A 16,996-nucleotide genomic window follows, 5' to 3' on the forward strand; every position below is an offset into this window, starting at 1 on the left:
GCATCACTCGGTCAATATCCGTTGAATCCATGTCATGCTGAGATTTGCAATCTTCCCGGATTGCTTCTTGAATTTCCTTTACCGTACACATAGTCATTCCTTTCCTTTCGTTGTATGGGTTTATGAGCGGCGGCGTTTTCCCGGTTTGAAATCGAGGATATGTCCCTCAATCACACGAGCGTAACGCTTGATCTTAATCTCCCGGCGCTGCTGGCTTTGCAGGGCAGCCTGATACCCGTCCTCGGTCAAAAACATCCGCATTTCCTCTCCGGGGCTGCCGTAAGCTGTGCTGGGACGCAGGACGGAAAACTCAATCATCCAGCGGGTGTTATCCCAAAACCTCTCTACGGCGAGAATGTTGTGTCCTTTCAGCTCACGGGCTGAAATATCCCTCATAGGCGGCTCCTTTCATCGTTCCTGATCTCTCTGACGCTTTTTCTGCCATGCCTCCAGCAGCTTGATGATGGTTTCCTGCATTCGCTGGGGCGTATAGCTTTTAGGGAAATACTTCCGCAAGGTGTCAGAGGTAAATGTCACTCGGTCCAGATCGCTTTTCTTTTCCTCACCCATGATGACACGCATCATATCGAGGGTCAGATGCCCCTCCTGACTGTATTTCTTGAGCCGCTGGGCTTGAGAAAGAGAAGGGGTAGCCTGTTCGCTGTCCATCGCGTCCAACAGGTCTACCTGTTCCTCCTTTTTGAGAAAGGACAGCTCATAGGCAGGGTTCAGGGCAATCTTCTTTTCATCCACCATATCCATCAATTCAGAAATCAGCTCTGTCAGACGGATATAGCGAAAAATCTGGTTTTTACTCTGACCTACTTGCTCTGCCAAAATCTCACTGGACTTCTTGCCCTCTAACTTGTTCCCAACTTGGGAACAAGTTAAATCAACTCGCTCTCCCTGATGTTTCATAGCATCCAGTTTCATTTTATAAGCAAATGCTCTTTCACTGGGGAGGAGACTTTCTCGTTGCAGATTGCTGTCAACCATAATAATTGTGGCTGCATCATCGTCCAGATCACGGACAATTACCGGCATGGTCTCTTTTTCTGCCAGCTCACTGGCTCTGTGCCGCCTGTGTCCGGCTACCAGCTCATAACCGCCCTCCGGGTCCGGTCGAGCAATCGCCGGAACCAGAACGCCATACTGCTTGATACTGTCAGCGGTCTCCATCATGGCTTCGTCATCCTTGACTTTGAATGGGTGGTTCTTAAAGGGATGCAGTTCAGACAGCGGAATCTCCTGAATCTTTTCCAGCTTTGCATCCTGACGGCCTTCTTCGGTGGAGAACAGATCATCTACCGAGGCCAGCTCTATTTTTTTCGCGCTGCTTTTCAAGTTTCAACACCTCCTTCGTCAGATTTCGATACCCCTCTGCCACCTTGCCGCCAGGGTCATGGGCGAAAATACTTTTTCCCTCTGCACTGATTTCCTTTGCCCGGACAGAATGGGGGATCTCTGTGCCGAATACTTTGATCTTGCTGCCATAGGTCTCCCGCAGGAGCGCGGAAATCTCTTTGGCAAAGTTGGTTCGGCTGTCCACCATCGTCAGCAGGATACCGTCAATCTGGAGCTTGGGGTTGATTTGCCTCTTTACCTTGTTTACCGTGGAGAGCAGCTGTTCCAGCCCTTTAGCGGGCAGATACTCTGCCTGAACGGGAATGATGATCCTGTTCGCAGCCGCCAGCGCATTGACTGTGAGCATACCAAGGGAGGGCTGGCAGTCGATGAGGATATGGGAGTATTGCCCCTTCAGTGTGTCCAGATATTGCCGCAAGATAGTCTCACGACTCATAGCATTTACCAAGGACACTTCCATACCGGAAAGTTGAATGTCGGCGGGCATCAGGTCAACGCCTTCTGCATGATGCAGAATACCTTCTCCGGGGCGTATAGGCTGATCCATCAGAATTTTGCCCATTGCATCCGACAGTGTAAATGGCAGCTTGTCTGGTTGCGGATTTCCCAAGCTGATTGTCAGGCTTCCTTGCGGGTCCCCGTCAATCAGAAGCACTTTCTTTCCGGCCTGTGCCAGACCTATTCCCAAGTTCGCACAGGTTGTTGTTTTGCCAACGCCGCCTTTCTGGTTGGCGATGGCGATGATTTGCGTGTTCAAATAAACCTCCTCCTTCTACAAAAAATATCCCTATTCCGAAAAATAAGGATGAAAAAAGCCGCTTACTCAAATAAATGAATAAACGGCTATGTAAGAAATATTCGATTGTAAGTAAAGTTTTATATCACTGCAAAATAACGAAGTGCATCTTTGATTGCTTCTACCTTTTCTGGTGTCGGATGTTTCCTCGGCTGTTTCAATTCTTCTACCGCATTAGGAGCATCATACATCGGCAATCCCAAATTTCGCTTTACCTCTGCGATATATGCGGTATGTACCTTGAAGCCGTATTTCGCTTCTATGTACTCCTTAATCATTTTGTAGGTCACTTTTTCTTTGGGCTTGTACGCTTCGGCTCTTTTAGCAATACTATCTACCGGAATCTTGCCCTCGCCCTCTCCAAACTCCACATCAATGTGGATATAACTGTCGGCTTTTTTGTGGGACAAAAGAACTACCGTCTCCACGTGTGTTGAGTGTGCAATTCAGATTCCCCAAAAACAGAATTTGCTCTTGGCGGAACAAAAATTTTGAGCATTGATTGCACCAACTTTAATTGTGCAACGGGTCGCTGCACAATTACTCTAACTCCTTTTCAATTTCTTCAACAGACGGAAGACTACTTCGCAGTTCCTCCGGCAATGCTTTTGCAATTTGGTTTTTCCATTCTGCTACACCAATCGGATTTTGATATCCTGCCAGAGAATACTCTACTACAGTTTTATTTTTTCCTTTTACCAACAACAAACCAATTGTCGGCTTATCATCTGGATGACGTAAAATATCATTAACCGCATTTTGGTACATATTTAACTGACTGATAAAGCCCGGTTCAAAATCACAGGCTTTCAGTTCGATAACGACATAGCACCGTAGCTTCAGATGATAAAACAGAAGATCAATATAGAAATCATCACCACCAACTTCCAGATGAACCTGTCTGCCGACAAAGGCAAATCCTTGCCCTAATTCCAGCAGAAAACTTTGAATATGTTCTGTCAGCTGGCGCTCTATTTCCACCTCTCTGCGAGGAATATCTGTTCCAAGAAAATCAAACAGATAGGGATCTTTGAATACCTGATTTACCAGATCAGAATCTGTTGGCGGTAGTGCTGCCTGGAAATTGTTTACGCTTTGACCTGCACGTTCCATCAGCCTACTCTCAATTTGCATATCGAGAATTGTTTTGCTCCATCCGTTTTCTATTGTTTTCTGTGCATACCATATGCGGCTCTTTTGGTCTGTCAGCTTATCCATCAAAGAAATATTGCTTCTCCACGGAATTTGTGCAACGACCCGTTGCACTATTTCATAGTCAGGCCAGCACTCGGCAAATTTCCGCATGTATTTGATATTTCTCGGAGAAAATCCAGACATATCAGGAAATGCGTCCTTCAAGTCTTTAGCCATGCGGTCGATAACTTTCGTACCCCAGCCCTCTTTCTCCTGCTTTTTTATAATGGCTTTGCCAATGTTCCAGTAAAGACAAATCATACTGGAATTTGCATTCAATACAACAGAGATGCGCTGCTTCTGAATCTCTGCTTTTATTTCTTCTATAAAATTCAAATAAGTATCACTCATCTCGGAAAGATTAGGAGCGACAGGAAATATCACCCCGTCTTTATTCTTTCCCATCCGCTTTCTATTATCCAATTTTTCTTCCTCACAATTCTTCATAATTTATAATTTTCAAAAATGCCATTCTTTTAAAATATTATATCAGAATAAACAAGTGTTTTCTATATGTCACTGTAACTGCCAACAATAAAATCCTCAGTCTCTCTGAGGATTTTATTCTTATCAGTTTTGTATGGCAGGAACTATCCTTCAGTTCCTGCCACTGCTTATACATTGAAATCAATGCTTTGTGTAATCACTATTCCTGATTGGAACTGTAGCTCGATTTTATTCTCATTTATAACTCGTACCGTTTTCAAAAGCCGCCGTACCAGTTCATCATCAAATTCCCGTTTCAAGTAGCCAATCTTACGAGTATACTGCTCCATATCTTTCACGCGCTGTCCATAAGCATCCGCTAGTTGGCATTCCTTGAGTTTCTTCGCCTTCTGTTTTTTCAGTTCTTTCATCCGGTCTGCAATCACACGGTATTCTTTATCAAAGTCCTCATCTGCGGCCTGCTTTCCGGCACTTTCTTCGATCAGCTTCAACATTTTCTGTTGCAATGCTTCGATTTGCTTAGCATATTCTGTCGGCTCTGCAGATGCGGAGTAGCTGCCGATGACTCGGATTACATTTTCACGGAACGCCTGCACGAATTCTCCCTGATCTTCCACCACGCTGCCGATGGCTGTCATAATCGCTTCATGGATCGTTTTTTCTTTGAGGGTAGGGGAATGTTTGCACCTCTTGGAACCGTGCTTTAAACGGTTGTCACAGCGCCAAACCGCCTGTTTCTGTCCATACTTTGACCATACCTGCCTGCGGTAAGGCTGACCGCATTCCGCGCAGACCATAATATCTGACAGCACATATTTGGAACTGTATTTTCCTTTCTGTGGTGCATCCTTTTTGCGGGATGCCGGACGGTAGATGCTAGCTCTGCGTGCTTTTTCCTCCTGTACCCGATGGAACAACTCTTTGGGAATGATAGGCTCATGATCATCTTCAATGTAATATTGCGGCACAATCCCTCGATTCTTCACTTTCTTCTTGGTCAGGAAATCCACGGTATAGGTTTTCTGCAGCAGGGCATCTCCCATATATTTTTCATTTGAAAGCATCTTGTCTATGGTGGTTGCATACCATGTTGTCTGCCCAGTTGCGGTTTTGACGCCATCTGCTTCCAGAATCCTTTTGATCCGGTAGCTGCTGTTGCCCTCCAGAAACAGTCGGAAGATTCTGCGCACCACTTCCGCTTCTTCCAGCACGATTACAAGGTTTCCATCCTCGTCTTTGGTGTAGCCCATAAACTTGCTGTGATTGACGATCACCTTGCCATCCTCGAATTTCCGGACGATTCCCCAGTGGCAGTTCTCACTGACATTCCTGCTTTCTTCCTGTGCCTGACTGCTCAGTATGGTCAGGAGCAGTTCGCCGCTTCCTTCCAGCGTATTAATGCTTTCCTTTTCAAAGAATACCGCGATGTTCTTTTCTTTCAATTTGCGGATATTGATCAGTGCATCCACTGTGTTGCGGGCGAAGCGGCTGATGGACTTGGTCAATACCATATCAATTTTTCCCGCCATACAGTCATCGATCATTGCCTGAAAATCCGAGCGTTTTTTCGTGCTGGTCGCGCTTTTTCCGTCATCGGCGTAGATGCCCGCCAGTTTCCAGTTGGGATTTCCTCGTATCTTCTCTGTATAGTAGCTGACCTGTGCCTCATAGCTGCTTTCCTGTTGTTCCTGCAGGGTGCTGACACGGCAGTATGCAGCTACACGCAAGGCTTTCATCTGTGGTCGGATATGGCGGTCATAGGTTCCCGCGGCCGGAATGACCGATATGTTCTTTTTTGCCTGTGCCATTTATGTTTCCTCCTTTATCGGTATGGTAATGCTCCGGCCGTTTTTCAGATAAAACTCCAGACCGGTATGTTTTTGTACCACAATTTTTCCTATGGTTTTCTCCAGCAGTATCAGGTCACATGCAGTCTGTATTCCGACGCCATTCAGAGCATCTGCTGTTTTTTCATTCTGATAGGCTCTGTCATCGATGCGGATATTCCGATATTGTTCCGCAGCCCTCTGGAATACCAGCTGTTTGACCTCCTGTGCATCACAACTCGGTTCTGCCAGCAGACGGTTGATTTGGACAGTCAGCTTTCGCTCGGCTATGCTTTCCGTCAGCGGTAATTCCTTAAAGTCCGGATTCAGATAGGCAGGGTTTCCGATTACCTGATTGATCACCCGCACAAATGCCTGTTCCAATTGTTCTTCGCTTAAAAATCGGTTACGGCAGTGTACACGGTTACAATAGATGTAATGTTTGCACCTCCACTTCGGGGGTTTTCCTTTCTCTGTGTATTTGCGATAAGGCTGCCCGCATTCTCCGCAGACCAGCAGGCTGCTCCAGACGCTTTGATTCGCAAAGCTGTTCAGTTGGGCGGCTCTGCCCAGGTCTTTCACGCGTTGTTTTCGTCTGCTCTGTACCTGTTCAAATATACTTTGTTCAATCAGGGGAGGGTAGAACTCGTCTCCCAGATATTTTTGGTTCTCCAGAATCTTTCCGATAGATCCGTGGTTCCAAGAGGGTTTATGACTTGCATTTAAGATTCCCCGCTGTGTAAAATTTTTTGCGATTCGATATGTGGAAGTACCTGCCAAGTATATGATGAAAATCTCCCGCACGAATTCTGCGGTCTCAGGCTCGATCTTGGCTTTGCCGTTTTGAATCTGATACCCAAATGGTACATATCTCTGCATTGATTACACTTCCTTTCTATAGTGTTCTTCCAGTTCCAGCCCGTTTTTCAGTTCAAAGCACAGCCTGTTGGGATACACTCTGATTCTTTCAACAATCAGTCGGAACAATTCTTCATCGAATTCTTCTATGATAACCGGCCGGGTACGGAAGACCGTCAACAGATACTCGGTCTGTGCGATTTCCTGTTCCATCAGGTTCTGTTCTTTTAGGAACTGCTTCCTGCGGCTGATTTCTTCCAGCTCGGTATCCAGCTGATTCCGGCGTTCTATAAAAACAGCAGAGCCTATGTCGCCGTCCGAGAGGACTTTCTGCAACCAATGGCTCTGCTGTTTCAGATCCTGTATTCTGTTTTCCAATGTGAGCAGTTCCTGCTCTTGTTCCATATCGTTTGGCACCGCCTTCAGTACCGCAAGCAGGGGAAGCAGGACATCTTCCGCATGCCCGGCAAGCTTGTTCCACATATTCACAAACATTTGCCGAATCACATCTTCCCGAATTGGTTTCTGCCTGCACTTTGTAATATCTGTGATATGTTGACGGCAGCTCCACTGAATCTTTTCATATGGCTTGCCGATATAGATTTTTTGCCGGCGGAATGTACTGCCGCACTCTCCACAGATGATCCGACTGCTGAACGCATAACGGCTTTGATAAATCTCTACATTATCCATGTGGTGTTTCTGCCTGCGATATTCATAAATCTGACGTACCGCCTCCGCTTCTTCTCTGCTGATGATCGGTTCATGATTATCCGATACCAGATACTTTGGCAGTTCTCCGTGATTATGTTTTTTCGTGAATGGGACACCTTCTGTTGTATATGTTTTCTGGTAGAGCAGATCTCCCTCATATACGGGATTCTGCAAAATGCCTTTTATTACACTATCCTGCCATAACTTCGCTGTCCGGATGGTAGGAACTCCTTCTGCCTGCAGTTCTTTTGCAATCGCATAGGAACCTTTTCCACCGAGATATTCATCAAAAATTCTGCGGACGATTACAGCTTCCTCCGGCTGAATAATCAAGTTGCCGTTTTCATCGTTTTGGTATCCGTAAGCCGGAGAGCCTATTGTGAATGTCCCGTTCTGAAACCGCCGGGTGATAGACCACCTGCTGTTTGTAGAGATACTCTCTGACTCGCCCTGTGCGATGGAACTTAGGATAGTCAGCAGCTGTTCACTTTTCTGAGACAGCGTACCGACTCGTTCTTTCTCAAAGTAGACCTCTACGCCAAGTTCTTTCAGCATACGGATGGTATGGATACTGTCCACCGTATTTCTTGCGAAGCGGGTGACGGACTTGGTCAGGATGAGGTCAATTTTTCCTTGCCTGCAGTCCTGTATCATCTGTTGGAATCTGTCACGACTTTTCACTTTTGTACCGCTTCGTGCTTCATCCGCATAGATTCCAACCAATATCCAATTCGGCTTTTCCTCAATAAATCGGGTGTAGTACTGTACCTGTGCTTCAAAGGAATTTTTCTGTTCTGCACTACCGGTGCTGACACGGCAGTAGGCGCATACCCGTTTGAGAGCGGCATATTCTGCGGCCTGTTTTTGCTTCACAGGCTCTATTTTTGTAATCTTCTTGCCCATAGCTTTCTCCTTTCTCAGGAGCATTCCCTCCTGTCAGCACAACACAATACCACACCTTTTTTCAGATATCCAGTGTTTTTACGCATATACTTCTGCCAGTTCCGGAGAAAATGTTGACCGGTTCAGGGTATCAATTTTTGCATATTCCTCCGGCTCCAAAAAGCCGTTTTTCAGCATCAGATCCAGCAGTTTTCTGGACAGTTGATACTGCATTTCTCTGGTTTCTCTCTGTTCACTCACTATATACCCTCCATTCTTCCGATGATACGCTGGAATCCGAAATTCAGTTTCCCCTCCAGCGGGGAATAAACCGCAATCCCCATCTTTTGAAGTTGTTCCAGTATCCTCAGTGCCTGACAGGTATCCCGATGAATCCGTGACAGGTTATGTACCAGTAAAACTTCCACCTGCTGCAAAGGGGCGGTTTTCAAAAAGTATTCCCATCCGGGGAGAATGTCACTGTTTCCGGCTGCCAGATCGGTGGAAGAGCCCTTCACCTGAAATCCCATCTGCTCCGCATAATCCATCAGCTGTTTCCTCTGTACTTTCAACATGCCATGCACATCTTCCGGTGCATCAATACGGCAGTAAATCCATGCTTTTGGTTCCTGATGCATAACCATCCCTCCTGACTGTTGATATCTCGTGCTTATTTTTCTCTTAATCGCTGCTCCATTCCAAAACTGATTGCCAAAGACTGCTCCACCTCTGCCATTTCCTTTCGGTTGATTCTTCCGAGGTACTCTCTTAGTCTCGAAATGTCAATGGTCCGTATCTGTTCCAGCAGTACGACCGATCCGTACCGAAGCCCTTTGACGTGATACAAAGCCACATGAGTGGGCAGAGGATGCTTGAACCTGCGTCCGGTAATCGCAGCCACGATCACGGTCGGGCTGTATTTATTGCCGGTATTATTCTGAACGATCAAAACCGGACGGATGCCGCCCTGCTCGCACCCGATAACCGGGGAGAGGTCCGCATAGAAAATATCACCTTTTCTTATCTGCATCTGTACCACCTCTTACTGCATAGAAATCTCCGCCATTGTGACTGCCTGATCTTCTTCCATAAAATATTCATCTGCTGTGTCTCTGTCTACGGCAAGGATTTCTCCCGGCTCTGCTTCTCCCATCTGGATCGGGGCAAGAGATTTTAAGATTTCACGGCAGAGATTCTGATTCGGACACCGATTCAAAAATCCACCTGCCGTATCCAAGATCAGCCGATCCAGCATATCCGTTACTATCATCTGCCGGGCATCCATGAAATGGCCGCCGACAAAATTTGCGAGATTTTCCGGTGTGGTTGAAATCAAATACTCTTTGCGCTCCCCTCCGGCTGCAGGATACAAATAGGCATACCCGATTGCTTCCGTATCCATGATCCGTTCCACCATTTGCTTTTCTTTCTGATTCATACTGTTTTCCTCCTTTATTTTTGCCCAGTTTCATAACACAAGGACAGCGGCAGTTCCGATTCATTACAATGCCTGTATCATCAGGAAGACAGGGAACTGCCGCCGTAGTTTCTGTTATGAAAAACGACTTGTTCTTCGTTTTCTCTGGCTTCTATTCGACACTACTCCCCGAAGCCGGATGCGATGCATCACTGGGCGGCAGACACAGACCGGTCTTGGTCAGGGACCGTCATGGGATTCTCACCCCTCCGAGGATCTCTCCGAGCCGCCCTCATTGCGTGATCCCGCTTTTCACGGGGCTGTGACTGGACGGAAGTATCATTGTAGGCTGTTCAGGTCATGGCAGGGCAGCCCACCGCAGGCTGCTTTGGAACGGATATTTCTCGCTCTGCGCCTCTGATGTGATCGTATTGACAGGTGTACTCCATCTGCAGGCGGTCCCCGCGTATCCTTCCAGTGCTTTTCCTTTTGGGCTGAACAGCTAATGTATCTGTGCTGCCGGATATGACTGCCTGATGGCAGTATTTTTCAAAGAACAGATGAGAGAATAAGTCCTCTCACTTACTTCCACGTTGGCGGAAATCTTTGCACACCCCGGATTACAAATTTTCTAAAATATTTTTGAGTTTTTTCAGGATACGGTTTTTCCGCTTGTGAACCGCATTATGATAGATCTTCAATTCTTCCGCCAGATCACGTTCCGTCCGTTCCTCAAAAAACAGTTGTCTAATGAGATATTGTTCATCTTCAGAGAGCAGGGAAAGGGCTGTATACAGTTGTTCAAGCTGCATATTCCGGATGACCGATTCCTCTGTCTGATTCTCCCCCTCAAACTGCACTTCCTGTTCCAGCAGGCGTTCATAAGAATCCTCACGGCTTGGGATTATCCGAACGGTCTGTGTTTTTTGATCGATTACGGTTCTTTCTGTTTTCAAGTCATACTCCTGATACTGCATCTTCCGTTCTGTCATTCTTAAAACAGCGATTACTTCTTCGCTGGCTTCCGGATACAATTTTCTGAAATCCGGGATTTTATATGGCTTTGCCATAGGCTTGTCCTCCTTTTCGAATTCATGCGAAAACGAAGGACAAGCGGTGGACTCCGGCAGTGGCATAAAGTTCTGCCGGAACGCAAAAAAGCGCCTGCATAGACATAAAAGTCTATGCAGACGCTCAATTCGTATTTTTCATGTTCTGATTGTTCCTCTTGTTGTCCGGAATATCCCGGTTGCAGAGATACGCTTTTTTTAAGCGGTCACCATTACATTGATATCCGGTTTCAATAAATGGTGCTGCTTCGGATCAGCAACATAGTATCCCAACACATAAAAACACCCCTCCCTCCTCAACGAAGTCAGAAGAAGCATTCTATGTACTGACATAAATCGTCAAAGATATTCTTTAACTTAAATATTGATTTTATTACTCCAAAGTCACATAACAATATCATAATTAGTTGAACAACGTGACAGTAGCAGCATCACTAGTCATAGCAGATTGTTCGGATGATGTGTTCAACTTCATTCTACCAGAAGTTTGTAAACTATTGAATATTCAAAGCACAGTACTGCAATTCCGTTTTGATATATACCGTAATTCTGGACATTGACGGACTTACGGTATCTGTTCTTCCGGAACAGGGGTACATTTTCAACGTAATATTCAAACTATGTCTATTTTTATCCATTTTTTAATTTGTAGATTGATTGTGTCAATCTCGTCCTGCATTAATCAGCTCATCGGTTTCATTATCCTAAAGGGGTAAATTCAAGAAATAAAAGGATGGAGACTTCTAATTTATATTAAAAGACTCCACCCTTTTATACATATACTCATTTTCTACTATTTAATTTAAAGATTGCGACTTTCATATTGCTTTTTCAAGACCAGACAAGGTGCAAAAAGAAGGATTTGTAAGAGATGTTTCCTCAAATTTTATTCCGAAATGTTCCTCAATGCAAAATAATAACATCTCTTGCACTTAAACCAATTTTAGGATAAAAAAAGAAAGATGTTCAAATTCCTCACTCATATTTACAGAAAATTTTTCTTTTAATAAAAGCGCAATAAAAGTTCGTGTTAAACACGAACTATCACAACGTTCACATCTTAATACCCGAACTGTAAAATGATATTGGAGGTGAACTGATAATGGCTGAAACAGAAAAAAAGGATATTTCCTATATGGGGCCTATTTTCAAAAAATACCGTATAGATGCAAAAAGAACACAAGAGGATGTTGCGGAAAAGGTTGGGATTACTTCTCGATTCCTTATGGCTTTGGAGAACGAGGAAAAGCGTCCAAGTCTTGATAATCTTTTACGTCTCGTTGACACATTAAACATTCCCGGTGATGCCATCCTACATCCACAGATTCAACATATTGACAGTGAAGATCAACAACTTTTACGTCAATTTATGTGCTTGAATAATCGTGATAAAGATGTTATCCGTGCAGCAATTCAAGTGATGCTAAACAATAAATAAGTAACTACAATTTTACGAAAAAGGTGGCAGTTATCCTTTCTCCTTCTATAGATGTTTTTATATGCTAACTTATATTTTGTAAATATCTAAAAATGTTTTACCTCAATACTTGACAAAGAAAAAAATGGAGGCTTGAATCATAAAATTCAAGCCTCCATTCCATATTAGATATCTAATCAATCCAAATAAAAAATTTCTTTTTTATTTACCCCAACTGTCGTAAATTTGTTAAAGTAAATGTACGACCACCATCTTGTGTATAGTGATAGTTAAAAGCACTTAAAAATTCGCAAACCTGGAACGTATCCAAATCAATCACAATATAACTAGGACCATAGGAAAAATCATAAAGACCCTCACCAAAAGTTCGAGGAGTTTTCATTCCTGAAGGATCATACCAATTAATTATGTGAGTTACATCACCCGTATCGTTACTGTAATAACTATTTGTGTATAACCACGTTCCACGGTTTATCTCAACTAATAAGGCATTAGGTGCTGAATATGGCGCACTACTAGAGAAAGAACCTAAATATACACCTTTCGCTTCAATTAAATCCATTGACATATCACGGGCAGAATATCCAAGAGGCATATACCACGTTTCGTGTTCTTCCCATTTCAGATCTGTTAAAATATTTTGTCCATTGCTCAAAATCGTACTGTTATCATAATACAATACTACTCGCGACAAATCATCAGTTGCATCAACGATACTTGTAGCACCAGATGGATTTGAGCAATTCCACATCAACTGGTAATCTCCTTTTTCAGTTCCAGTAGATGAACCGATTACAATTGCATACTGTCCAGCCGGAATGTTAATATAGTTCTCTCCACCATTAGCGTATACACCCCAACCAGTAGAATCACCCAACATACCGTTGTCCACATAATAGAGAACTGCCATTAGATTTGAATTAGCAGAGTTGAGCTTCAAGAAAGACAGCTGCTTTGAAGTTAATGTCACCACATAAATATCAAACGAATCTGTTAATGTACCATTACCAACAAATACTGGATCATTAATTGCCCAATTTTCTCTTGCATTAAGTGCACTTTCCGGAACGCCAGAAAGCGAATCCGTAAGTCGATTCGTATTTGACAAATTTTCTAAATCATTAAATTTCTGTGACGGCATTACTTCAGCCTCATCCATTGTTAGAGACTGCATACCAACATCTTGTGCCTCCGTTGCCTCTACTTCTGGCATTGGATTATTTTCAGCCGCATAAGCACTGACTGAAAAACAGCTAACCATCAATGCTAAAGCACACAAAAGACTACTGATTTTTTTCATACTTCATTTTCCTCCCTCTTCTTACATACCAACAATAGCATTTTGAAAAGCATCATAAACACTACTTCTATCAATATAGTCTGTTCTGATTAATCCAGTCTGCCATAAATTTTCAGCAACACGTTGCCGATTCTGATCAATTTTTGCATCTAAAGCATTCATAAATTTTTCAATGAATGGTTCAAATGAATTTTTGAGCATATTCGATAATTTATCGCTGATTCCGGCATTGTCAATCTCATCTGAAACCGTCTTATACTGTTCTGCTAGATATTTACCCAAATCACTGTCATTTTCTTTTAATGTAAAGGTATCCCATTGAGGTTTTTCCAATTGTTGCAATAAATCTCTTGCATAGATACCTGCATATGTTAAGTCTTTTTCACTGTATGGTGCTTGTGAATTAATACTTTCTGTTTGAGTATCATTTTGCACTGATAAAACGCTTTCACGCAATTGGGCAGCCATATAGGCATCATCCTGTTTCAGCCATTGGTCATCTGGCTCATCTATCTTTGCATAAATATCGTTTTGTCTGAGATAATTAGCATATTCTTTCGCTTTTCCATCAATCACAGCCAAAACGCTATTGCGCATTTCATCAATTGTACCAGATTGTCCGAGACTTTCATAAAATCCACCTATACTCTCAGCAAAGGAATTTGCCATTTCTTCTTTTGCGTCAGTATAAAGTTGTTCCAGTTTCTGTAATTCCGTTTCCTGCTTATCTCCAGTAAATTGTGTTTGAATACGATCTTTCAAAACTGCATATCGGGATGCCAGATAGTCCGTTTTTTTCTCAAAATTTTCAATGTTGTCAAAGCCAACATTCATACTTGACAAATCACTTGCTACCTTATGCCAGTCAATCTCGTTTCCAAGCCCTTTTTCAACAAGTTCACTTTTTAAACTTTCCAATTCTTGCTCTGAAATTTGATCCTTTAAAATTAATTTAACAGGATCAGTAGAAGTACGTACAAATGTATCCCCCTCAAAATACCCCTCAATACGAGACTGTTTCATGTACTGATTTATCAATGCATCTTTTTCAGTATATGAGGATTGTTCTGATGGAGGCAGTAATTCATTCTGCAGTTTTTCATCTGATTCAACTTTCGTACAAGAAACTGACGAAAGTATCCGCATCTGATTTCCATTTGGTCGATACAGACCGATGTCAACATCTTGCGAAAAGTTCGTGCCTATTTCGACTTTATCTTCCCGCAAAGTTGTCCCTTGCACTATGGCCTCAGAAAACACCTTAACTTGACCGAACAATTGTCTATTTCCCAATATAGGCTGAACCCTTGCTTGTAGAATCTGACCAACAAACATATCAATCCCTCCAATCACTTATAGATTGGTTTAATTATATCACTCCACTTTTCTTTTTTCAATAGTTCTCTAAAAAAACAACGATACTGTAACATAGAATCCAGTGTACGCCTTTGCCACAAACATCATGTGATATGACTCTATATCACTTTCTCTGCCTGTCCGTATTTCTTCAGGTGATCCCTTCTGCATACGCCGCAGTGACATAATCCATATGCCACCAAGAGGACAAACCTTCCCCTTGGTGGCGCTATTTTTTAATTGCAGTCTGTCAGGGTAAACAGCAGACTGCTCCTGCCGCCGTTCTCTCGCCAGCGTTGTTCCTTTTTTAAGAACCCAGCTGTGATCAAATCCTGAATCGCACGTTCCACCGTGCGCCGGGACAGATGCAGTTCCTTTGCGATGGTACCGATCGCCGGATAGCACTGTCCCTGTGCGTTGCTCCGGTCTTTCAAATACATGTACACGGTTTTGGCACGATGGGGCAGTTCTGCTTTATAAATATTAGAAAAATACCCCATACACAGATCACCTCCTAATCGGTTCGCAACGGAGGACGTCTTGGTATGCTACTGTGTTCTCTCGCCGTCTGCACTTGTGACTGCTGCTGACCGCCCTTGCGTGTTCCATCAGCATCAGACATTGGCGGTTCTTCCCATTCATCATCTTCCGCATCTCTGCGCCGTACAATCTCCTGCTCCAGTTCAAAGCGATCTGCGTATTTCACACTTCTGGTAGCCTGCTCCGGCACCTCATACGCATCGCCAAACTGAATCCCCCATTTAAGAAACAGAGGAAGCTGTGTCTGCATAGGACAGTTTCCCGTTTTTGCAAGGATAAAATGTCCCTTTGGAAGTGTTTTCAATTCGTCCGGTGACATTAGAGGACGGCTCATCATCTGCAGGCTCTGGCTCGGATCGTTCTTCCCTCTGGAGATGGAGCCGGACAGAACGGTCCGGTTTCCAAGTGCTTTCGATAAAATCTCCGCACTTTCCGAATTCGGCGCAAATCCGCCAAACAGAATGTCCTGACAGTTATCAATGATGATGCTGGAGCCTTCCTTTCCGTAATTCTTTTCCAGCTGTGCAAAGCTCTGGATAATGGGAACCATGCTGATCCGTCTGGAACGTCCTGCAGAGAACATCATCTCCATTGATTCAATTTTGGGGATCGTACCAATCTCATCCGCAAACATCATCACACGGTTCGGCAGCTTCCCGCCATGTTCGTCAGCGATGGTCAGCATTTCACGATACAATTGCTGCAGAAACAGCGACACCATAAAATACTTTGTATTATCTTCCTCCGGAAGAACAATAAAAATTGCGGATTTTTCTTTACAGAATGTTTCCGTATCCAGAGAACTGTCAAAGCAGAGGATTTGTTCCATCTCACTGTCCAGAAACGCATTCAAGCGGGACATTGCAGTGGAAAGCACAGACGCCATTGCCTGATCCGCACTGTTGAGCGCAGCTCCGGCAAACCATTTTGCCTTATGTGTTGGCGGTAGCTTATCCATCAAAAGCTGAAACAGGCTTCGGTTCTTCACAGGGGATGGAGCCAGCAGATCCTGAATCAATTTAAACACGGATATGATATGGCGTTTCTCCTGCTCACAATATTCCGCAATCAACAGGATTACGGATGCCAGCAGCCCTTCCGCCGCATCATAAAAAAATGCATTCTGCCCATAGCTGCTGGCAGACGCACCATCGGAACAGATGATGGTTTTCGCAGTAATCTTTGCGTATTTTTCCGCTTTCGCTTTTGCTGCAAGATTGTGGTTATCCTTCAGGTATTCATCCATGTACTTGTTGACCAGTGTCAGAATGTTATTTCCATCCGAGCGGGTAGGATTTCTCAAATCCAGAACAGAGATTTTATATCCGTAATACTTTTTCGCAATTCCGGCATAGTTTCGGAACAAATCGCCTTTCGTGTCTGTGGTCAGAAAACTCATGCCGGATGCACAGGCATACTCAATATTGGGGTACAGAAAATTAGCGGTCTTACCAACACCGGCCGCACCGATCATCAGGCAGTGGATGTCTCCGCTGTCTACCAGTGCGGTAACCGCTCCGCCTTTCTTTTTGTATCCGACCACCAATCCCTGTTCTGCCGGAAGCGATTCTCCTTTCCTCCATTTTTCAGGCTGATAGGGGATATGAGCATACGTTTCCCGGATTTCTTTTTCAGTGGCAAACCGTGCGGTTCCGTGCTGCCCGTCTCCAACCGTCCGTGACTTGATCCCGTTGAGCGTATAGTAATTGGACAGCAGTGCGAGACCGCCAATCACAGCGAACATACCAAGCCCAATGCACACGAATAATACAATCTGATGTGTCTGCATGACG

Annotated in this window: 18 protein-coding genes; 1 reads left to right on the top strand and 17 read right to left on the bottom strand. The window is 44.1% G+C overall.

Annotation, left to right across the window (positions count from 1 at the left end):
- Positions 1 to 120 precede the first annotated feature (120 nt).
- The 13 genes from ABCW45_RS02635 to ABCW45_RS02695 form a co-directional block, all read right to left on the bottom strand.
- Positions 121 to 396 carry a DUF5720 family protein gene (locus ABCW45_RS02635; protein WP_343220188.1) on the bottom strand — a complete coding sequence of 92 codons (276 nt, stop codon included), beginning with the start codon at positions 394 to 396 and terminating at the stop codon, positions 121 to 123.
- Positions 397 to 408: 12 nt separating this feature from the next.
- On the bottom strand, positions 409 to 1,344 hold the full coding sequence (locus tag ABCW45_RS02640) for a ParB/RepB/Spo0J family partition protein (RefSeq protein ID WP_118753550.1): 936 nt from the start codon (positions 1,342 to 1,344) through the stop codon (positions 409 to 411).
- Complete coding sequence (locus tag ABCW45_RS02645; RefSeq protein WP_004797470.1) at positions 1,301 to 2,122, bottom strand: ParA family protein; 822 nt, start codon at positions 2,120 to 2,122, stop codon at positions 1,301 to 1,303. Before ABCW45_RS02645 ends, ABCW45_RS02640 begins: the two co-directional genes overlap by 44 nt.
- Positions 2,123 to 2,241: 119 nt before the next feature.
- Positions 2,242 to 2,571, bottom strand: coding sequence for an RNA methyltransferase (locus ABCW45_RS02650; protein WP_117472716.1), 330 nt, complete (start codon positions 2,569 to 2,571; stop codon positions 2,242 to 2,244).
- Positions 2,572 to 2,701: 130 nt separating this feature from the next.
- On the bottom strand, positions 2,702 to 3,778 hold the full coding sequence (locus ABCW45_RS02655) for a PDDEXK nuclease domain-containing protein (protein WP_330489656.1): 1,077 nt from the start codon (positions 3,776 to 3,778) through the stop codon (positions 2,702 to 2,704).
- A gap of 191 nt (positions 3,779 to 3,969) precedes the next feature.
- Positions 3,970 to 5,610, bottom strand: coding sequence for a recombinase family protein (locus ABCW45_RS02660; RefSeq protein ID WP_343220189.1), 1,641 nt, complete (start codon positions 5,608 to 5,610; stop codon positions 3,970 to 3,972).
- Entirely contained in the window at positions 5,611 to 6,507 is an 897-nt protein-coding gene (locus ABCW45_RS02665; RefSeq protein ID WP_343220190.1) for a recombinase family protein, read from the bottom strand.
- Between the two features lie 3 nt (positions 6,508 to 6,510).
- Positions 6,511 to 8,103, bottom strand: coding sequence for a recombinase family protein (locus tag ABCW45_RS02670; RefSeq protein WP_343220192.1), 1,593 nt, complete (start codon positions 8,101 to 8,103; stop codon positions 6,511 to 6,513).
- A gap of 78 nt (positions 8,104 to 8,181) precedes the next feature.
- Entirely contained in the window at positions 8,182 to 8,343 is a 162-nt protein-coding gene (locus ABCW45_RS02675; protein ID WP_343220193.1) for an SHOCT domain-containing protein, read from the bottom strand.
- On the bottom strand, positions 8,343 to 8,720 hold the full coding sequence (locus tag ABCW45_RS02680) for a recombinase family protein (protein ID WP_343220194.1): 378 nt from the start codon (positions 8,718 to 8,720) through the stop codon (positions 8,343 to 8,345). The genes ABCW45_RS02675 and ABCW45_RS02680 overlap by 1 nt, the downstream gene beginning before the upstream one ends.
- A gap of 32 nt (positions 8,721 to 8,752) precedes the next feature.
- On the bottom strand, positions 8,753 to 9,112 hold the full coding sequence (locus ABCW45_RS02685; protein WP_343220195.1) for a type II toxin-antitoxin system PemK/MazF family toxin: 360 nt from the start codon (positions 9,110 to 9,112) through the stop codon (positions 8,753 to 8,755).
- 12 nt (positions 9,113 to 9,124) lie between these two features.
- Positions 9,125 to 9,520, bottom strand: coding sequence for a hypothetical protein (locus tag ABCW45_RS02690; RefSeq protein WP_343220196.1), 396 nt, complete (start codon positions 9,518 to 9,520; stop codon positions 9,125 to 9,127).
- A 599-nt stretch (positions 9,521 to 10,119) separates the two neighbouring features.
- Positions 10,120 to 10,569: a sigma-70 RNA polymerase sigma factor region 4 domain-containing protein gene (locus tag ABCW45_RS02695; RefSeq protein WP_343220197.1), complete on the bottom strand. Its 450-nt coding sequence runs from the start codon at positions 10,567 to 10,569 to the stop codon at positions 10,120 to 10,122.
- A gap of 1,102 nt (positions 10,570 to 11,671) precedes the next feature.
- On the opposite strand from ABCW45_RS02695, the gene ABCW45_RS02700 reads away from it, so the two are divergent.
- Positions 11,672 to 12,007 (top strand): helix-turn-helix domain-containing protein, encoded by a 336-nt coding sequence (locus ABCW45_RS02700; protein ID WP_343220198.1) that lies wholly within the window; start codon positions 11,672 to 11,674, stop codon positions 12,005 to 12,007.
- 205 nt (positions 12,008 to 12,212) lie between these two features.
- Here the strand turns inward: ABCW45_RS02700 and ABCW45_RS02705 are convergent, their stop codons facing one another.
- The 4 genes from ABCW45_RS02705 to ABCW45_RS02720 all read right to left on the bottom strand — a co-directional run bounded on the left by ABCW45_RS02705 (position 12,213) and on the right by ABCW45_RS02720 (position 16,992).
- Positions 12,213 to 13,307, bottom strand: coding sequence for a hypothetical protein (locus tag ABCW45_RS02705; protein WP_343220199.1), 1,095 nt, complete (start codon positions 13,305 to 13,307; stop codon positions 12,213 to 12,215).
- Between the two features lie 21 nt (positions 13,308 to 13,328).
- Positions 13,329 to 14,642, bottom strand: a complete 1,314-nt coding sequence (locus ABCW45_RS02710; protein ID WP_343220200.1) for a hypothetical protein — start codon at positions 14,640 to 14,642, stop codon at positions 13,329 to 13,331.
- A gap of 257 nt (positions 14,643 to 14,899) precedes the next feature.
- Positions 14,900 to 15,163: a helix-turn-helix domain-containing protein gene (locus tag ABCW45_RS02715; RefSeq protein ID WP_343220201.1), complete on the bottom strand. Its 264-nt coding sequence runs from the start codon at positions 15,161 to 15,163 to the stop codon at positions 14,900 to 14,902.
- 14 nt (positions 15,164 to 15,177) lie between these two features.
- The gene (locus ABCW45_RS02720) at positions 15,178 to 16,992 is read right to left on the bottom strand and encodes a VirD4-like conjugal transfer protein, CD1115 family (protein ID WP_343220202.1); all 1,815 of its coding nucleotides are present in this window, start codon (positions 16,990 to 16,992) and stop codon (positions 15,178 to 15,180) included.
- Positions 16,993 to 16,996: the final 4 nt, after the last annotated feature.

Origin of the sequence: Pilosibacter fragilis (assembly GCF_032490495.1) — a bacterium.
Lineage (GTDB): Bacteria > Bacillota > Clostridia > Lachnospirales > Lachnospiraceae > Pilosibacter > Pilosibacter fragilis.